The organism is Enterobacteriaceae endosymbiont of Donacia semicuprea (genome assembly GCF_012570535.1).
Taxonomy (GTDB): domain Bacteria; phylum Pseudomonadota; class Gammaproteobacteria; order Enterobacterales; family Enterobacteriaceae.
The window spans coordinates 249,708-266,210 of the sequence record NZ_CP046210.1; the positions used below are offsets into that span (position 1 = coordinate 249,708).

20 protein-coding genes and 3 tRNA genes are annotated in these 16,503 nt (G+C 19.8%); 6 read left to right on the forward strand and 17 right to left on the reverse strand.

The window, feature by feature from the left end; translation table 11 throughout:
* Positions 1 to 19: 19 nt before the first annotated feature.
* Both dnaG and rpsU read right to left on the reverse strand, forming a co-directional pair.
* Positions 20 to 1,768, reverse strand: a complete 1,749-nt coding sequence (gene dnaG / locus GJT91_RS01155) for a DNA primase (protein ID WP_168868427.1) — start codon at positions 1,766 to 1,768, stop codon at positions 20 to 22.
* Between the two features lie 47 nt (positions 1,769 to 1,815).
* Positions 1,816 to 2,031 (reverse strand): 30S ribosomal protein S21, encoded by a 216-nt coding sequence (rpsU, locus tag GJT91_RS01160; protein WP_168868428.1) that lies wholly within the window; start codon positions 2,029 to 2,031, stop codon positions 1,816 to 1,818.
* 127 nt (positions 2,032 to 2,158) lie between these two features.
* Between rpsU and tsaD the strand changes: the two genes are divergently transcribed.
* Positions 2,159 to 3,166 (forward strand): tRNA (adenosine(37)-N6)-threonylcarbamoyltransferase complex transferase subunit TsaD, encoded by a 1,008-nt coding sequence (gene tsaD / locus GJT91_RS01165; protein WP_168868429.1) that lies wholly within the window; start codon positions 2,159 to 2,161, stop codon positions 3,164 to 3,166.
* Positions 3,167 to 3,252: 86 nt separating this feature from the next.
* Entirely contained in the window at positions 3,253 to 4,056 is an 804-nt protein-coding gene (locus GJT91_RS01170) for an undecaprenyl-diphosphate phosphatase (protein ID WP_168868430.1), read from the forward strand.
* A gap of 1 nt (position 4,057) precedes the next feature.
* Here the strand turns inward: GJT91_RS01170 and GJT91_RS01175 are convergent, their stop codons facing one another.
* Positions 4,058 to 5,296, reverse strand: a complete 1,239-nt coding sequence (locus tag GJT91_RS01175; protein WP_168868431.1) for a multifunctional CCA addition/repair protein — start codon at positions 5,294 to 5,296, stop codon at positions 4,058 to 4,060.
* A 190-nt stretch (positions 5,297 to 5,486) separates the two neighbouring features.
* On the opposite strand from GJT91_RS01175, the gene ribB reads away from it, so the two are divergent.
* A complete protein-coding gene (gene ribB / locus GJT91_RS01180; protein ID WP_168868432.1) occupies positions 5,487 to 6,134 on the forward strand; it encodes a 3,4-dihydroxy-2-butanone-4-phosphate synthase in 648 nt (215 codons plus the stop codon).
* A gap of 16 nt (positions 6,135 to 6,150) precedes the next feature.
* Here ribB and GJT91_RS01185 read toward each other — a convergent pair.
* The 5 genes from GJT91_RS01185 to trxA form a co-directional block, all read right to left on the reverse strand.
* Positions 6,151 to 6,224: transfer RNA gene (locus tag GJT91_RS01185), tRNA-Pro, on the reverse strand.
* A 20-nt stretch (positions 6,225 to 6,244) separates the two neighbouring features.
* A tRNA-His gene (locus GJT91_RS01190) sits at positions 6,245 to 6,317 on the reverse strand.
* Positions 6,318 to 6,365: 48 nt separating this feature from the next.
* A tRNA-Arg gene (locus GJT91_RS01195) sits at positions 6,366 to 6,439 on the reverse strand.
* Positions 6,440 to 6,572: 133 nt separating this feature from the next.
* Positions 6,573 to 7,832, reverse strand: coding sequence for a transcription termination factor Rho (gene rho, locus GJT91_RS01200; RefSeq protein WP_168868433.1), 1,260 nt, complete (start codon positions 7,830 to 7,832; stop codon positions 6,573 to 6,575).
* Between the two features lie 245 nt (positions 7,833 to 8,077).
* Positions 8,078 to 8,401 carry a thioredoxin gene (gene trxA / locus GJT91_RS01205; protein ID WP_168868434.1) on the reverse strand — a complete coding sequence of 108 codons (324 nt, stop codon included), beginning with the start codon at positions 8,399 to 8,401 and terminating at the stop codon, positions 8,078 to 8,080.
* Positions 8,402 to 8,787: 386 nt separating this feature from the next.
* On the opposite strand from trxA, the gene dksA reads away from it, so the two are divergent.
* Positions 8,788 to 9,240, forward strand: coding sequence for an RNA polymerase-binding protein DksA (gene dksA / locus GJT91_RS01210; RefSeq protein ID WP_168868435.1), 453 nt, complete (start codon positions 8,788 to 8,790; stop codon positions 9,238 to 9,240).
* Positions 9,241 to 9,740: 500 nt separating this feature from the next.
* Here dksA and GJT91_RS01215 read toward each other — a convergent pair whose 3' ends face one another.
* The 3 genes from GJT91_RS01215 to tsaC are packed head-to-tail and all read right to left on the reverse strand — an operon-like array spanning position 9,741 to position 11,779.
* Positions 9,741 to 10,358 carry a Fe-Mn family superoxide dismutase gene (locus tag GJT91_RS01215; protein ID WP_168868436.1) on the reverse strand — a complete coding sequence of 206 codons (618 nt, stop codon included), beginning with the start codon at positions 10,356 to 10,358 and terminating at the stop codon, positions 9,741 to 9,743.
* Positions 10,359 to 10,385: 27 nt separating this feature from the next.
* A complete protein-coding gene (gene aroE, locus GJT91_RS01220; RefSeq protein ID WP_168868437.1) occupies positions 10,386 to 11,219 on the reverse strand; it encodes a shikimate dehydrogenase in 834 nt (277 codons plus the stop codon).
* Positions 11,220 to 11,221: 2 nt separating this feature from the next.
* Positions 11,222 to 11,779, reverse strand: a complete 558-nt coding sequence (tsaC, locus tag GJT91_RS01225; protein ID WP_168868438.1) for an L-threonylcarbamoyladenylate synthase type 1 TsaC — start codon at positions 11,777 to 11,779, stop codon at positions 11,222 to 11,224.
* 126 nt (positions 11,780 to 11,905) lie between these two features.
* On the opposite strand from tsaC, the gene def reads away from it, so the two are divergent.
* Positions 11,906 to 12,436 (forward strand): peptide deformylase, encoded by a 531-nt coding sequence (gene def / locus GJT91_RS01230; RefSeq protein ID WP_168868439.1) that lies wholly within the window; start codon positions 11,906 to 11,908, stop codon positions 12,434 to 12,436.
* Between the two features lies 1 nt (position 12,437).
* Entirely contained in the window at positions 12,438 to 13,406 is a 969-nt protein-coding gene (fmt, locus tag GJT91_RS01235; protein WP_168868440.1) for a methionyl-tRNA formyltransferase, read from the forward strand.
* On the opposite strand, the gene rplQ is transcribed toward fmt, so the two are convergent.
* The 6 genes from rplQ to rpmJ are packed head-to-tail and all read right to left on the reverse strand — an operon-like array spanning position 13,399 to position 16,465.
* On the reverse strand, positions 13,399 to 13,785 hold the full coding sequence (gene rplQ / locus GJT91_RS01240; protein WP_168868441.1) for a 50S ribosomal protein L17: 387 nt from the start codon (positions 13,783 to 13,785) through the stop codon (positions 13,399 to 13,401). The two genes, fmt and rplQ, sit on opposite strands and share 8 nt — an antisense overlap.
* Positions 13,786 to 13,814: 29 nt before the next feature.
* The gene (locus tag GJT91_RS01245) at positions 13,815 to 14,828 is read right to left on the reverse strand and encodes a DNA-directed RNA polymerase subunit alpha (protein ID WP_168868442.1); all 1,014 of its coding nucleotides are present in this window, start codon (positions 14,826 to 14,828) and stop codon (positions 13,815 to 13,817) included.
* A gap of 26 nt (positions 14,829 to 14,854) precedes the next feature.
* Positions 14,855 to 15,475, reverse strand: coding sequence for a 30S ribosomal protein S4 (rpsD, locus tag GJT91_RS01250; RefSeq protein ID WP_168868443.1), 621 nt, complete (start codon positions 15,473 to 15,475; stop codon positions 14,855 to 14,857).
* Between the two features lie 52 nt (positions 15,476 to 15,527).
* A complete protein-coding gene (gene rpsK, locus GJT91_RS01255; protein WP_168868444.1) occupies positions 15,528 to 15,917 on the reverse strand; it encodes a 30S ribosomal protein S11 in 390 nt (129 codons plus the stop codon).
* Positions 15,918 to 15,942: 25 nt separating this feature from the next.
* Complete coding sequence (rpsM, locus tag GJT91_RS01260) at positions 15,943 to 16,299, reverse strand: 30S ribosomal protein S13 (protein ID WP_168868445.1); 357 nt, start codon at positions 16,297 to 16,299, stop codon at positions 15,943 to 15,945.
* A gap of 49 nt (positions 16,300 to 16,348) precedes the next feature.
* The gene (gene rpmJ / locus GJT91_RS01265) at positions 16,349 to 16,465 is read right to left on the reverse strand and encodes a 50S ribosomal protein L36 (protein WP_168868446.1); all 117 of its coding nucleotides are present in this window, start codon (positions 16,463 to 16,465) and stop codon (positions 16,349 to 16,351) included.
* Between the last annotated feature and the right edge of the window lie 38 nt (positions 16,466 to 16,503).

Genomic DNA, 16,503 nt, shown 5'->3' on the forward strand with positions numbered 1-16,503 from the left:
TATTTTTAAATATATATTTTTATAATTTTAAATTATTTTTTTTTTCAATTAATATTTTATTTAAAGACCACAATTCTTTTTTTTCTTTAAAATTTAATCCTTTTTTTCTATCTAAAGATATTAAATATTCTTGTCTATTTTCTAATATATTTATTTTTAATTTATTTATTAAATAAATAAAAAATTTTTCTATTTTATTATCAAAAATCATATGGTTCCATGTTACTAAAATTTCAAGAACTTTTTTTAATTTTGTTCCTCTATATTCTTCTAAAATTTTCAATGTCGTTATATTTTTATTTTTATATAAATTAACAAATTTAATAAAAAAAAATAAACCATTTATATTAGAAGTTTTAAAAAATGTTAATTTTGGTACTAATTTTATTAGTTTTGGATTTTGTATTAATAAACTTAATAATCTACGAATAGTAGTTTTTTTAAGATAATTATTTGTAATAATTTTTTTTTCATAATTTGGTAAATTATATATATCAAGTAAATTAATAATTCCAATTTTTTCTCCTAATTTTTTTATTAAATTTATTTGAAAAAGATAATCGGGAATTAATTTTATAAAAGATAAAGCTTTATAGCAAAATTGTGTCTTTTCTTCACAAGAAGAAAATAAATTTTTTGAAAGTAATTTTTTAAAAAAAAAATCAGAAAATGACAAAGTATTATTAATTCTTTTTTGAAATATGATTTTCCCCTCTTTTCTAATTAAACTATCTGGATCTTCTTCATTAGGTAAAATCATAAATCTTATTTCTTTTCCATTTATTAAGCATGTTAAACTAATTTTTAAAGCTTTCCAATTTGCTTTTACACCAGCTTTATCTCCATCATAACAATAAATAATTTTATTTGTTACAGTAAATATTTTTTTTATATGTTTATTTGTAATAGCAGTACCCATTGTAGCTACTGCATATTTTATATTAAATTGAAATAAACTAATTACATCAGTATAACCTTCAACAACTAATATTTTTTTAATAATATTATTATTTTCTTTTTTTGTTTCATATAATCCATATAATTCGTTACTTTTATGAAAAATAATATTTTCTGCAGAATTTAAATATTTAGGATTTTTTTTTTTAGTTATTCTTCCTCCAAATCCAACTATAAAACCTTTTATATTTTTAATTGGAAAAATAATACGATTATAAAAAATATCATAATATTTATTATTTTTCTTATTTATTTTTAAAATATTTAATTTTTTATATAAAATTTCAATATTTTTTTGATTATTTTTTATTTTATCGATCCAATATAATGGAGAAAAACCAATGGAAAAATATTTTATAATATTTGTATTAAATCCTCTATTTAATAAATATTTAAATGCTTCTTTACCCATAGAAGTATTATATAGAGAATTTTTATAAAAATTACTTATATTAAAAATTAATTTATAAAAAATATAATTTTTAGATACTTTATTTTTAATATATGATTGATTATTTATAATAGGAATTTTAAATATATTTGCTATTGATTCTATACTTTTTAAAAAAGATAAATTATCATAATTCATAACAAAATCAATAATATTACCATGTACACCACATCCAAAACAATGATATAATTGTTTTTTGGAATTTACAACAAATGAAGGATTTTTTTCCATATGAAAAGGACAAAGACCAAAAAAACTTTTTCCTACTTTTTTTAATTTAATTTTATTTTTAACTAAAAAAACGATATCAGTTTTATCTAATAAATTATTAATAAACGTACGAGTAACATATTTAATCATTAAAATAATTTTCTATAATTTGTTATTATTTATAATAAATATTTATTTTAATATAAACGTATTCTCCTATATTTTTCTCTAGAAATTTTTTTTGCATATCTTTTAATTGCAGAAGCTTTTATTCTTTTTCTTTCTGTTGTTGGTTTTTCATAAAATTCTCTACGTCTTACTTCTGCTAATATTCCGGCTTTTTCACAAGAACGTTTAAAACGTCTTAAAACTAAATCAAAGGGTTCATTATCACGTACTTTTATAACAGGCATATAAAGTTTCCTATTTTAATATATTAATTCATAATTTTATTATATTTTGTATTATAATATATAATAAAAATTATATAAATATTTTTTTATTTATAAAAAAAGTTAATAATAAAAAAGGATAATAATTATGCTTATAATGGGAATTGAAACATCATGTGATGATACAGCGGTAGCAATTTATGATAAAAATTTAGGTATATTATGTAATAATATTTACACACAAAAAATTCATTCTAAATATGGGGGTGTTGTTCCTGAATTAGCAGCAAGAAATCATTTTACAAAACTTATTCCATTAATAAAAAAATCTTTATTAAAAATAAATAAAAATTTAAATAACCTTGATTGTATATCTTATACCGCTGGCCCAGGACAAAAAAATTCTTTAATTATAGGAACTATTATTGCACATTCTTTAGGATATATTTTAAATATACCGGTTATTCCAGTAAATCATATGGAAGGACATTTATTTTCAATTATGTTAAAAAAAAAAAAACCAAATTTTCCTTTTATTGGTTTATTAATTTCCGGAGGTCATACACAATTAATATATACATATAAATTTGGAATATATAAATTATTAGGAACAAATATAGATGATGCTGTTGGAGAAGCTTTTGATAAAACATCTAAAATATTAGGTTTAGATTATCCCGGAGGGAAAAACTTATCTAAATTAGCTAAATATGGAATTCCAAAAAAATTTATATTTCCTAGACCAATGATTTTAAAAAAAAATAATTTAAATTTTAGTTTTTCTGGATTAAAAACTTTTGTAAAAAATTTTATACAAAAAAAAAAATTAAAAACATTTCAAATTAAAGCAGATATTGCATGTGCATTTGAAGATACCATCATAGATACACTTTACATAAAAAGTTTATGGGCTTTAAAAAAATATAATATTAATCAATTAGTAATTGCAGGAGGTGTAAGTTCTAATAAAAAACTTAGAATTTTTTTTAAAAAAAATTTACAAAAAAATCATATTAAATTATTTTATAGCAATATAAAATTATGTACTGATAATGCCGCTATGATAGCTTATATTGGATCAAAAAAATTTTTTTTAGAAAAAAAAAAATATATTTTAAATAAAATAAAAATAAATTCAAAATTATCTTTCAATTAATAAAATTTATTTTATTTATAAATTTAATATAAAATAATTTTTTTAAAAAAATATAAATATACATTTTAAATTGAGATAAGATAATAATGTTAATAAATTATACTTCTATTATAATATTAAGTATAGTACAAGGTTTAACTGAATTTTTACCAATTTCTTCAAGTGCACACATTTTCATTTTTTCTAAAATATTAAATATAATAGATAATAACAATATTCAATTATTTAAAATAATTATACAATTAGGTTCTACATTAGCTATTTCTTTATTTTTTTGGAAAAAAATTATCAAAATTATATTAAATACTATTAAATTTAATATTTTTTATGAAAAAAAAATAAATTTATTACATATTATAATAACTACATTACCAGTAGTAATTATTGGTATAATTTTTTATTATAAAATAAAAACAATAATTAATATACAAAATATTATATATGGATTATTTTTTGGTGGAATATTATTATATTATGCAGAAAAATTAAAACCAAAAAAAAATATAATTAAAAATATAAATAATATAAAATATAGTACAACTTTTTTTATTGGATGTTTTCAATCTTTAGCTTTATTTCCTGGAATTTCAAGATTTGGAATAACTTTCTCAATTAGTTTATTATTAGGATTAAAACGTATTATAGCAACAGAATTTTGTTTTATTATATCTATTCCTGTTATTTTTGGTGCAAACTTATTAGAATTATATAAAAATTATTCAATAATAAATACAAATAATATAAAAATATTTATCTTAGGATTTATTATTTCTTTCATTACTAGTTTAGTTATTATGAAAATATTCTTATATATTATCAATCATTTTTCTTTAAAATTATTTACATTATATAGACTATTTTTAATATTAATATTAATTTATTTATTTTAAATTAAATTTTATTAACTTTTTTTTTTAAATATAATTTCAACAATTTTAATCTTTTTTTTTGAATTTTTTTATTTATATCATATCCTGTTAAATTATTTTTATTAATTATATTTTTAATATCTATTTTAGATATATATTCATACATATCAATAAAATATTTACCTTGTAAATATTTTATTGATTCTAATGTAGCTCTTCCTCTTGCATCTGCTTCACTAATTTGTGCAATTTGTCTTACCCTATAAGGTTTTCTCCAAGCATCAATCATATTATATATATTCAATATATCTTCTGGTTTTTGATTTTCTATATCATGTATAATATCATGTATTTGTGCTGCTAATATAGATAAATTTTTAATATTATTAGGAATTCTTAAATTTTTACATAATTTTTTAATTAAAGGTACACCTGCTTTACCATGACCAGGATGTCTAGGTAATACTTTTTTAGGAGTTAAACTTTTACCTAAATCATGACATAATGCTGCAAATCTTGTTGATACTTTAGATGTAATTTTTGATATTACATTTAATGTAAGCATAGTATGTATACCAGTATCTATTTCTGGATGCCATTTAACTGGTGCTGGTATTCCATATAATTTATTTATTTCAGGAAAAATTATAGCTAAAGCATTACATTTTTTTAATATTTGAAAAAATATATGAGGATGTGTTGTTTGAAGAGCAATATATGTTTCTTTCCATATTCTTTCTGGTTTTAAATAAGATAATTCACCTGAATTACTCATAATTTTCATTAATTTTAATGTACTATCATGAATACGAAAATTTAAATATTTTAATTTAGCAGCAAATCTAGCTACTCTTAATACTCTTAAAGGATCATCTTTGAAGGCACTTGAAACATGTTTTAATAATCGATTTTTAATATCATTTATCCCATTATATGGATCATAAAAATTTCCTAATTTATCTTGTGCAATAGAATTAATAGTTAAATCTCTACGTAATAAATCTTCTTTAAGGGTAATTTTTGAAGAAGAATGATATATAAATCCTTTATATCCATGACCCATTTTTCTTTCTGTTCTTGCTAAAGCATATTCTTCATGATTTTTAGGATGTAAAAAAACAGGAAAATCTTTTCCTACTAATTTAAAACCTAATTTTAACATTAATTTTATATTTGAACCAACAACAACCCAATCTTTATCCGTAACTTTTATATTTAAAAGATGATCACGAACTGCTCCACCAACTAAATATATTTTCAATTTCACACCTCTTAAAATAAAGTAATATTTATATTTTTTATATTTATATTTATATTTAATATTATTATATTAAATTTTAATATAAATATATTTTATTAATATTTTAATTTTAATTTATTTAAAAAAATAAAACTTAATTCATTTTTTTTTAATATACAATATTATTAAATTATAATATAAAAATATTTTTATGAAAATACTTGATATAGAATTTGGTACTACTGAAAATCGTATTAAAAATGCTATTTTTTCTTTACAAAATAAAAATGGGATTTTAGTTTTAGATGATGAAAAAAGAGAAAATGAAAGTGATATAATTTTTTCAGCAGAAAATATTTCTATTAAACAAATAGCTTTTTTAATTAGATATGGAAGTGGTATTGTTTGTTTATGTATTACGGAACCTCTACGTAAAAAATTAAAATTACCTATGATGGTAAAAAAAAATACAAGTATATATAAAACAGGATTTACAATTAGTATTGAAGCGGCTCATGGTGTTTCTACAGGAGTATCTGCAAAAGATAGATTTACAACTATTAAAACAGCTATTGCGAATAATACAACACCTCAAGATTTAAATAGTCCAGGGCATGTTTTTCCTTTAAGAGCTGTAAAAGGAGGTATTTTTAAAAGAAAAGGACATACTGAAGCAACAATTGATTTATTAAAAATTGCAAAAATGAAACCAGTAGGAGTATTATGTGAATTAACTAATTCAGATGGTTCTATGGCAAAAATATTAGATACAATATCTTTTGCAAAAAAAAATAAAATGATAATTATTACTATAAATGATATAAAAAAATATATTACTAGAAATAATATTTCTATTTAAAAAAAAATTATTTTAATCGGCGAGAGAGGATTTGAACCTCTGACCCACTGGTCCCAAACCAGTTGCGCTACCAAACTGCGCTACTCGCCGATATAATATAATATTTTTTGGGTGGTTAATGGGAATCGAACCCATGACAACTGGAATCACAATCCAGTACTCTACCATCTGAGTTATAACCACCAAATAACTATTTATATTTTAAATATTTATTAGTATGTTTTATTATTTTACACCCGACAGGAATTGAACCTGAGACTTCTGTTTTCGGAAAACAGTACTCTATCCTACTGAGTTACGGGTGTAATATCATTACATTAATATTACAAATAGATTTCTTTAATGTCTAGTATTTTTTTTTAAAAATATTTTTTTATAAAAAAAACAATATTTTTTTTCATAAGATAAAATTAAATTATAATAAAAATCTTAATAAAATTAGGATCTTTTCATCATATCAAAAAAATCATTATTAGTTTTTGTCATAGATAATTTATTTATTAAAAATTCCATTGCATCAATTTCATTCATAGGATGTATTATTTTTCTTAAAATCCACATTCTTTGAAGTTCTTCTTGAGAACTTAATAATTCTTCTTTTCTTGTTCCTGATCTATTATAATCTATAGCAGGAAAAACTCTTTTTTCTGCTATTTTACGTGATAAATGTAGTTCCATATTCCCAGTTCCTTTAAATTCTTCATAAATAACATCATCCATTTTTGATCCTGTATCAATTAATGCTGTTGCAATAATTGTTAAACTTCCTCCTTCTTCAACATTTCTTGCTGCTCCAAAAAAACGTTTAGGACGATGTAATGCATTAGCATCAACACCTCCTGTTAAAACTTTTCCAGATGCAGGTGCTACAGTATTATATGCTCTAGCTAAACGTGTCATTGAATCTAATAAAATAATTACATCTTTTTTATGTTCTACTAATCTTTTTGCTTTTTCAATAACCATTTCTGATACTTGTACATGCCTAGATGGAGGTTCATCAAAAGTTGATGCAATAACTTCTCCTTTAACTAATTTTCGCATTTCAGTAACTTCTTCTGGACGTTCATCAATAAGTAAAACTATTAATACACAATCTGGATGATTATAGGCTATACTTTGTGCAATATTTTGTAATAACATAGTTTTTCCCGCTTTAGGAGGAGCTACTATTAAACCTCTTTGTCCTCTACCAATTGGAGAAGCCAAATCTAATACTCTAGCCGTTAGATCTTCTGTTGATCCATTTCCTCTTTCCATACTTAATCGTAAATTAGCATGTAAAGGTGTTAAATTTTCAAAAAGAATTTTACTTCTAGCATTTTCAGGTTTATCAAAATTAACTTGGTTTACCTTTAATAAGGCAAAATATCTTTCTCCATCTTTAGGAGGTCGTATTTTTCCTGAAATAGTATCTCCTGTACGTAAATTAAAACGTCTAATTTGACTGGGAGAAACATATATGTCATCTGGACCTGCTAAATAAGAACTATCAGAAGAACGTAAAAATCCAAATCCGTCTTGTAATATTTCTAATACTCCATCACCAAAAATATTTTCACCACTTTTGGAATGTTGTTTTAATATAGTAAAAATAATATCTTGTTTACGCATTCTAGCTAAATTTTCTAGATAAATACTTTCACCTAAATCTATTAATTCAGATATTGGTTTATTTTTTAATTCGGTAAGATTCATAATGGTGAGGTCTTAACTTTGAATAAGTCTTGATGTTTTTATAAATAAATATAAAATATAATTTTATTTATATTTAATAAATACATATTATTTAATAGATAATAATTTTTTTTAAAATATGAAGATATATATATTCTTAATTATAAAAATAATTTAATTATTTTTTTAATTTTTTATAATAAATTTTCATAAAATATTTATTTCCTCTAAAAAAAGAATTATATTTTTTAAAAAATATAATTAAGTTATTTTAAATTTTTATTTAAAAAATTTTCTAATTGTGTTTTATTAATTGATCCAATAATTTTATCTATAACTTTCCCATTTTTAAATAATATAATTGTTGGTATACTACGAATATTATTTTCTTCAGCTATATTTTTATATTTTTCAACATTTAATTTAGTAAAAATTATATTTTCATATTTATTAAATATTTGTTCTAATATTTGAGAAAATATTTTACATGGATTACACCAATCTGCCCAAAAATCAACTAAAACTAAATTATTTTCTTTTATTTTTATTTTAAAATTTTGATCAGTTAAATTTATTATAGTATTTTTCATAAATTCATATCCTATTATAAATTAAATAATTATAAAATTATATTTTTTAATAATTTTAAAAAATTATTCTAGTATAAATATTTATTAGAATATTTTTGATTTTAAAAATAATTTATTTTCTTAATAAATTATTTTAAATAATTATAATAATTAATTTTTTTATTAAAAAATTTCATAGTCATTATATATTAATATTAATTTAATTACAATAAAATAAATAAATTTTAAAAAATATTAAGAATTTAAATATTTTAAATTTTAAAAAAATAGTATATAATATTTGTTTGTTTAAAAAAATTTATGATAAACACATAAATTTTTTATAAAAAATAAAAAAATAAAATCTAAAAAAATTTTTATATTAAATAAATAATGTTGGAGTTTTAATGAAAAAAAATAAAAATTTTTTATCTTCTTTGAATATTTTATCTATAGCTGGAGTATCTCCATATAAATTAGAATCTAATGAAAAATATATGAATAATAAACAATTATTACATTTTAAAAAAATATTACAATCATGGAAAAATAAAATAAATAGTAAAATTAATAATACAATATCTTATATACAAGATAAAGCATCTAATTTTCCTGATATTATAGATAGAGCTTCTCAAGAAGAAGAATTTAATTTATTATTACGTAATAAAGATAGAGAAAGAAAATTAATTAAAAAAATAGAAAAAACTTTAAAGAAATTAGATACAAAAAATTTTGGATATTGTGATTATTGTGAGGTAGAAATTGGAATAAAAAGGTTAGAAGCTCATCCTACAGCAAATTTATGTATTGATTGTAAAACTTTAGCAGAAATTCGTGATAAACAAATTATTAGATAAAATTTAATTTATTTTTATAAATTAAAATATTTATTATTAAAATTTATAATAAGTATAAAAAAATAAAAACATATAATAAATTTGTCTAAAATTAATAATTTTTAAAATTATATATCAATTTATTATTAATAAAATATATTTTATACTTTGAAACAAATTTTTAACTTTTATTTTTTTATTTTATAATTTTAATAATATTAAATATTTTTAATTTTTATAATAATTTTTTTCTAAAATCTAAAATAACTTAATTGATTAAAATTTATATTATTTTTTTAAAAAGATTAAAATTAAATATTTAAATACTATATTTTCTAATTTTAAATTAAAATTTTTTAAAATTTATAAATTATTTAAATAAATTTTCAACAAATTTTTTATTTTTCATAAATAATATATATTATTATATATTATTTTTCAAAATGAAAATGATTAATAATATATTATATTTTTCTTTTAAATGTACTTTATTAAATAAAATAAAGTACATTTTATATTTTTTATTTTAAAAATAAATATAATACTCTATCCCAATTTAAAACATGCCAAAAAGATTTAATATATAAAGATTTTTGATTTTGATATTTTAAATAATAAGCATGTTCCCATAAATCTAATCCTATTATAGGATAATTCAATAATTTATTATTTTTTTTATTCATAATTGGATTGTCTTGATTTTTTGTAGTTATTATTTTTAATAAATTATTTTTTTTAATTAACCAAATCCATCCTGAGCCAAAAAAACTTAAAGCTTTTTTTTCAAAATTTTTTTTAAAATTTTCTAAATTATTAAAATTATCTTTTAAAATATTTAAAATTATATTATTAGGTTTTGTATTTTTTTTTAAAATTTTCCAAAAAAAACTATGATTAGCATGTCCACCAGCATTATTACGTAATAATTTTTTTTGTTTTATAGGAATAGATAAATTATCTAATTTTAATAATAATTCATTAATTTTAATATTTTTGATATTGTTTTTTTCAAGTATTAAATTAGTATTATTTATATAATTTTGATGATGTTTTGTATGATGTATTTCCATTGTTTTAGTATCAAAAAAAGGTTCTAAATCTGAATATTCATATAATAATTTTGGTAATTGATAACTCATAAAAAATCTCCTATTAAAATAATATTATTAATATAAATAATTTTTTTTAAATTTTTTAATAATTATTTTAGTATTTGGCATAATACCATGCCATAAATAAAATGAATATGCCGCTTGTTCAATTAACATTCCAATTCCATCTGATATTTTTTTTGCTCCATATATACGACACCATCTTAAAAAGGGAGTAATAGAAATATTATAAAAAAGATCATAATAAAAAATATTTGGTTTAATAATTAAAGAAGGTATATTAGGAATATTTCCTTTAATACTACTTGATGTAGCATTTATAATTAAATGATATTTTAATTGATTAAATAAATTTTTAGAAAAATATTCTAATTTTATACAATTTAAATTTTTTATATTATTAAAATATTTAATAATATTTTTAGCATTTTTATAAGTACGATTTATAATTGTTATACTACAACCAAATTTAATTAATGGATATATAATACCTTGAGCTGCTCCTCCTGCACCTATTAATAAAATTTTACTTTTAGGATTAATAAATTTTAAATTTTTTAAATCTTTTAATAAACCAATACCATCAGTATTATCACCTAAAATTTCTTTAGATTTCATTATTTTTATTGTATTTACTACCCCAGAATATTTAGCTCTTCTAGTATATATATTACACAATTTATATGCTTTTTTTTTAAAAGGTATTGTAATATTAGCTCCATTACCTCCAGATTTAATAAAATCTGAAAATTTTTCATAAAAATTATTTAATGGAACATAAATTCTTTTATATTTTTGTAATATTCCTGTTTGTTCAGCAAATAATTTGTGTATAATTGGTGATAGACTATGTTTTATAGGATTACCAAATACTGCAAATGTTTTCATATTTATCCCTTACGAATAACTAAATTAGTAAAACTATCTCTAATTTCAGAAGGTTTTAAATATCCTCCTGTTTTACCATTTATAATTAAAATATTATTTTTTTTACTAAAATACTTTATTACTTCTTTAAAAGTTTTACATGGTTTCATTCCTGAAATATTTGCACTAGTAGAAATAATAGGTTTACCAAAATAATCACATAATTTTTTCATTATATAATGATTAGTTACACGTACTGCTATAGTATTAAAATCTCCAATTAACCAATAAGGTGTATTATTTGAAATAGGCATAATCCATGTAATCATTCCAGGCCAAGTAGATAAAATTTTTTTTTTTTGATTTTTAATAATTTTTTTTTCATTTATATATTTTAATAATTGAGAATATTTAGAAGCAACTAAAATTAATCCTTTTTTTATACTACGTTTTTTTATTGTTAATAAATTATATACTGCTTTTTTATTATCAGGATCGCATCCTAATCCAAATACAGATTCAGTTGGATATGCTATAATTTTACCTATTTTTAATGCATTAATAAATATATTTATATTCATAATTTTTGTAAAAATTTGATAAAGTTATAAATACATTATATATTAAAAATAAGTATATTTTTAAATTTTAAAAATTTTTCTGCTATATTATAAAGATTATTATTTTATAAAAAAAAGATTTTAATTATGTCTATAATGAAATTATTATATTTTCCCAATAATAAGTTGCGTATAAAAGCTAAATATATTAAAAATATAAATAATGATATTATTTCATTAGGAAAAAATATGTTAAAAACAATGTATTTTTATAATGGCATTGGATTAGCTGCTACTCAAGTAGGAATAAATAAAAGAATAATAGTAGTTGATATAACTATAAAAAAAAATAATCCTTTAATTCTTATTAATCCTGAAATAATAAAGTTTGACAAATTAAAAATTAATAGTAAAGAAGGTTGTCTCTCTATACCTATTAAACAACAATATTCTATTTTAAGATATAAAAAAATAAAAATCAAAGCAAAAAATTTAATGAATAAATATTTTGAATTAGAAATTTATGATTTATTATCCTTTTGTATACAACATGAAATTGATCATTTAAATGGAATTTTATTTATCGATTACTTATCAAATTTAAAATTTCAAAGAATTTATGATAAAATGTATAAATTTAATCAAAAAATAATATCTTTTAAAAAAAAAATTATATAAAATGAAAAAAAAAATAAAAATTATTTTTATAGGTACTTCAAATTTTGCTTCATATCATTTAAAAGGTTTAATAAAGAATTTATATACAATATCGTGTATTATTACTAAACCAGATACCCGTGCTAATAGAGGTCATAAATTAACTTTTAATTCTGTAAAAAAATTAGCAATAAAATATAAAATTGATATTTTACAGCCAAAATCTTTAAATTCTATTATATTAATTAAAAATATTATGGTTTATAAATGTGATCTAATTATAGTAATAGATTATGGTTTGTTAATACCTAATAATATTTTAAATATTCCTAAATTATTTTGTATTAATATACATGCCTCATTATTACCTAGATGGAGAGGAGCGGCACCAATACAAAGAGCATTATTAGAAAATGATTTAAAAACCGGTATTAGTATTATAAAAATGAATAATTTTTTAGATCAAGGAGATATAATTTACCAAGTAGAATATAATATTTTATTATATGATACATATGGATCTTTATATAAAAAATTAGCTGTATTAGGTTTACAAGGTCTTTTATTAATTTTAAATAAAATTAAAAAAAGAGAAAAAATTAAATTTAAATCACAAAATATACATATGATAAAACCTACATATGCAAAAAAAATTTCTAAAATAGAATGTAAATTAAATTGGTATTTATCAGCTAAAAAATTAGAATGTATGATTCGTGCATTTAATCCTCAACCAGGAACTCATTTTATAATACAAAATCAACGATTTAAAGTATGGCAAGCAGAAGTAATTACTAATTTTAGTAGTAATGATAAAATACCAGGAACTATTTTATTAGTAAATAAATACGGCATACAAGTTAATACTATTAATGGTATTTTAAATATTCAAATTATTCAACCTAGTGGTAAAAAACAAATGAATATTCAAAATTTTTTAAATTTTAATCAGTATAAAAGTATTTTTATAAAAAATAATGTCATTACTTAATTTTTTTATTTTTTATATTTATTTTTCTTCCTATTAACTCTATATAAGCCATAGGTGCATTATCACCAACACGAAACCCACATTTTATTATACGTGTATAACCACCTAATCTATTTTTAAATTGTGGCCCAATAATATTAAATAATTTTATAATATTTTTTTTATTATTTAATTTAGAACGTATTAGTCTTTTATTAGAAACATTATTATTTTTAGCCATAGTAATCATTGGTTCAATTATAGTTCTAAGTTCTTTTGCTTTTATTAAAGTAGTTTTAATAATTTCATTATAAATTAATGAATTTGCCATATTATATAACATTGCAGATCGGTGAGTATTACTTCTATTAAAATAACGACCTATTTTACGATGACGCATCTTATTTTCCTTTTTTTAAATTTAAGAAATTATTTAATTTTTTTATTATTTATTACTGGGGGCCAATTTTCTAATCTCATTCCTAATGATAATCCTCGAGCGGCTAATATATCTTTTATTTCTGTTAAAGATTTTTTTCCTAAATTAGGAGTTTTTAATAATTCTACTTCAGTACGTTGTACTAAATCTCCTATTAAATATATCATTTCTGTTTTTAAACAATTTGCAGAACGAACAGTTAATTCTAAATCATCAACTGAACGTAATAAAATAGGATCAAATTCTGGTTTTTCTTCTTTAATTTCTTTTTCTTTTTTTATATCACGTAAATTTACAAATGATTCTAATTGTTCAGCTAAAATTGTAGCTGCTTTTCTAATTGCTTTTTCTGGATCTATTGTTCCATTAGTTTCCATTTCTATAATTAATTTATCTAAATCTGTTCTTTGTTTTACTCTTGCTGCTTCTACATTATATTTTATTCTTTTAATAGGACTATATGAGGCATCTAATAATAATCTACCTATTTTAGGATTATTTTTAATAATATTATCATTATTTATGATTGTATGAGCAGCTACGTATCCTCTTCCTAATTCTATTTTAATTTTCATATTAATTGATGTATTTACATTAGTAATATGACAAATAATATGTTCTGGATTAATAATTTCTACTTCATTACCATGATTAATATCTGAAGCTTTTACTATGCAAATTCCTGTTTTATTTAAATTTAAAATAATTTTTTTTTTCTTATTTTTAATCTTTATAGCTAATTTTTTTAAATTTAATAATATTTCAATAATATCTTCTTGAATACCTTCTTTTATACTATATTCATGTAATATTCCTTCTATTTCCACTTCTGTTACTGCATAACCAGGAAGTGAAGATAATAAAATACGTCTTAATGCATTTCCTAATGTGTGTCCAAAACCACGTTCTAAAGGTTCTAATGTTACTTGTATAGTAAAATTACTTATTTTTTTTATATTTACTAAACGAGGTTTTAAAAATTCTGTTACAGAACCTTGTTCCATCTATAAACTCTCTTTATTTTAAAATGTTATTTTGAATATAACTCAATAATTAAATGTTCATTAATATCTGCAGGAAAATCAGAACGTTCCGGAATTTTTTTAAATACACCTATCATTTTATTATGATCTACTTCTAACCAATTAGATTTTTCTCTTTGTTTATATAAATCAATTGATGCAATAATTCTTAATTGTTTTTTAGATTGTTCACATATTGATACTTTATCATTTAAAGATAATTGATAAGAGGCTATGTTTACGACTTGATTATTAATTTTAATAGATTTATGAGAAATTAATTGACGAGATTCTGCTCTTGTAACTCCGAAACCCATTCTGTAAACAATGTTATCTAATCTTTTTTCCAATAAGAATAATAAATTAAATCCTGTATTTCCTTTTATACGTGATGCTTTTTTATAATAATTACGAAATTGACGTTCTAAAATACCATATAATCTACGTAATTTTTGTTTTTCTCTTAATTGAATACCATAATCAGATAATCTTTTTTTTTTAAAACCATGTTGTCCAGGAAATTGTTCTAATTTACACTTTGTGTCAATAGCACGTACATTTGATTTTAAAAATAAATCTGTACCTTCTCTTCGACATAATTTTAATTTAGGTCCTAAATATTTAGCCATTATATTAATATCCTTTAGTATTTAAATTTAGTTATATTTTAAATAATATTATTTATACTCTTCTTTTTTTAGGAGGTCTACATCCATTATGTGGAATAGGAGTCACATCAGTAATATTTGTGATTTTAAATCCTGCATTGTTTAAAGCTCTAATAGTAGATTCCCTACCAGGTCCAGGACCTTTTACCATTACTTCTAAATTTTTAATTCCATAAATTCTTACAATTTCTGCACATTTTTCTGCCGCTACCTGAGCTGCAAATGGGGTAGATTTTCGAGATCCTCTAAATCCTGATCCTCCTGCTGTTGCACATCCTAAAGAATTACCTTGACGATCTGTAATCGTAACAATAGTATTGTTAAAAGAAGCGTGTATGTGAGCAATACCATCTATAATTTGTTTTTTTAAATTTTTTTTTAAATTTAAAGATTTTTTTTTCATTATATATTTTACCTAAATTAAAATATTATTTTTTAAAATGTTTGCGTAATTTTTTTCTAGTTTGAGCATTTGTTTTAGTACGTTGTCCTCTAACAGGTAATCCTTTTTTGTGACGTATACCACGATAACAACCTAAATCAACTAATCTTTTAATGTTTAAATTAATATTTCTTCTTAAATCTCCTTCTATTATAAATTTAGATATCATATTCCGTAATAAATCTATTTTTTCTTTTTTAAGTTCATTAATTTTAGTATTTTGAGAAATATTAATTTTTTTACATATGTAAAAAGCATGAGATGTACCTATTCCATAAATGTATTTTAATGCTATTATTATACGTTTATTATCGGGGATATTAATTCCAGCTATACGAATCATTTTTAATTTTTCCACATAATTTTAAAAGTTTAGAATAAATAAAAATATATTATCCTTGACGTTGTTTATGTTTGGGGTCAATATTGCAAAATACATATATTTTTCTATTTCTACGAATAATTTTACAATTACGACATAATTTTTTTACAGAAGCACGAACTTTCATTTTATTATATCTCCTAAAAAAATAGATATTTAAATATT

Coding starts and splice junctions, on each gene's coding strand:
- GJT91_RS01215 (WP_168868436.1), bottom strand. CDS start 10,358: ATGAGTTATCAATTACCAAAATTATTATATGAATATTCAGATTTAGAA.
- ribB (WP_168868432.1), top strand. CDS start 5,487: ATGAAAATACTTGATATAGAATTTGGTACTACTGAAAATCGTATTAAA.
- dksA (WP_168868435.1), top strand. CDS start 8,788: ATGAAAAAAAATAAAAATTTTTTATCTTCTTTGAATATTTTATCTATA.
- tsaC (WP_168868438.1), bottom strand. CDS start 11,779: ATGAATATAAATATATTTATTAATGCATTAAAAATAGGTAAAATTATA.
- rho (WP_168868433.1), bottom strand. CDS start 7,832: ATGAATCTTACCGAATTAAAAAATAAACCAATATCTGAATTAATAGAT.
- fmt (WP_168868440.1), top strand. CDS start 12,438: ATGAAAAAAAAAATAAAAATTATTTTTATAGGTACTTCAAATTTTGCT.
- rplQ (WP_168868441.1), bottom strand. CDS start 13,785: ATGCGTCATCGTAAAATAGGTCGTTATTTTAATAGAAGTAATACTCAC.
- rpsK (WP_168868444.1), bottom strand. CDS start 15,917: ATGAAAAAAAAATCTTTAAATTTAAAAAAAAATTTAAAAAAACAAATT.
- def (WP_168868439.1), top strand. CDS start 11,906: ATGTCTATAATGAAATTATTATATTTTCCCAATAATAAGTTGCGTATA.
- rpsD (WP_168868443.1), bottom strand. CDS start 15,475: ATGGCTAAATATTTAGGACCTAAATTAAAATTATGTCGAAGAGAAGGT.
- GJT91_RS01170 (WP_168868430.1), top strand. CDS start 3,253: ATGTTAATAAATTATACTTCTATTATAATATTAAGTATAGTACAAGGT.
- rpmJ (WP_168868446.1), bottom strand. CDS start 16,465: ATGAAAGTTCGTGCTTCTGTAAAAAAATTATGTCGTAATTGTAAAATT.
- rpsU (WP_168868428.1), bottom strand. CDS start 2,031: ATGCCTGTTATAAAAGTACGTGATAATGAACCCTTTGATTTAGTTTTA.
- dnaG (WP_168868427.1), bottom strand. CDS start 1,768: ATGATTAAATATGTTACTCGTACGTTTATTAATAATTTATTAGATAAA.
- aroE (WP_168868437.1), bottom strand. CDS start 11,219: ATGAAAACATTTGCAGTATTTGGTAATCCTATAAAACATAGTCTATCA.
- trxA (WP_168868434.1), bottom strand. CDS start 8,401: ATGAAAAATACTATAATAAATTTAACTGATCAAAATTTTAAAATAAAA.
- tsaD (WP_168868429.1), top strand. CDS start 2,159: ATGCTTATAATGGGAATTGAAACATCATGTGATGATACAGCGGTAGCA.
- GJT91_RS01245 (WP_168868442.1), bottom strand. CDS start 14,828: ATGGAACAAGGTTCTGTAACAGAATTTTTAAAACCTCGTTTAGTAAAT.
- rpsM (WP_168868445.1), bottom strand. CDS start 16,299: ATGATTCGTATAGCTGGAATTAATATCCCCGATAATAAACGTATAATA.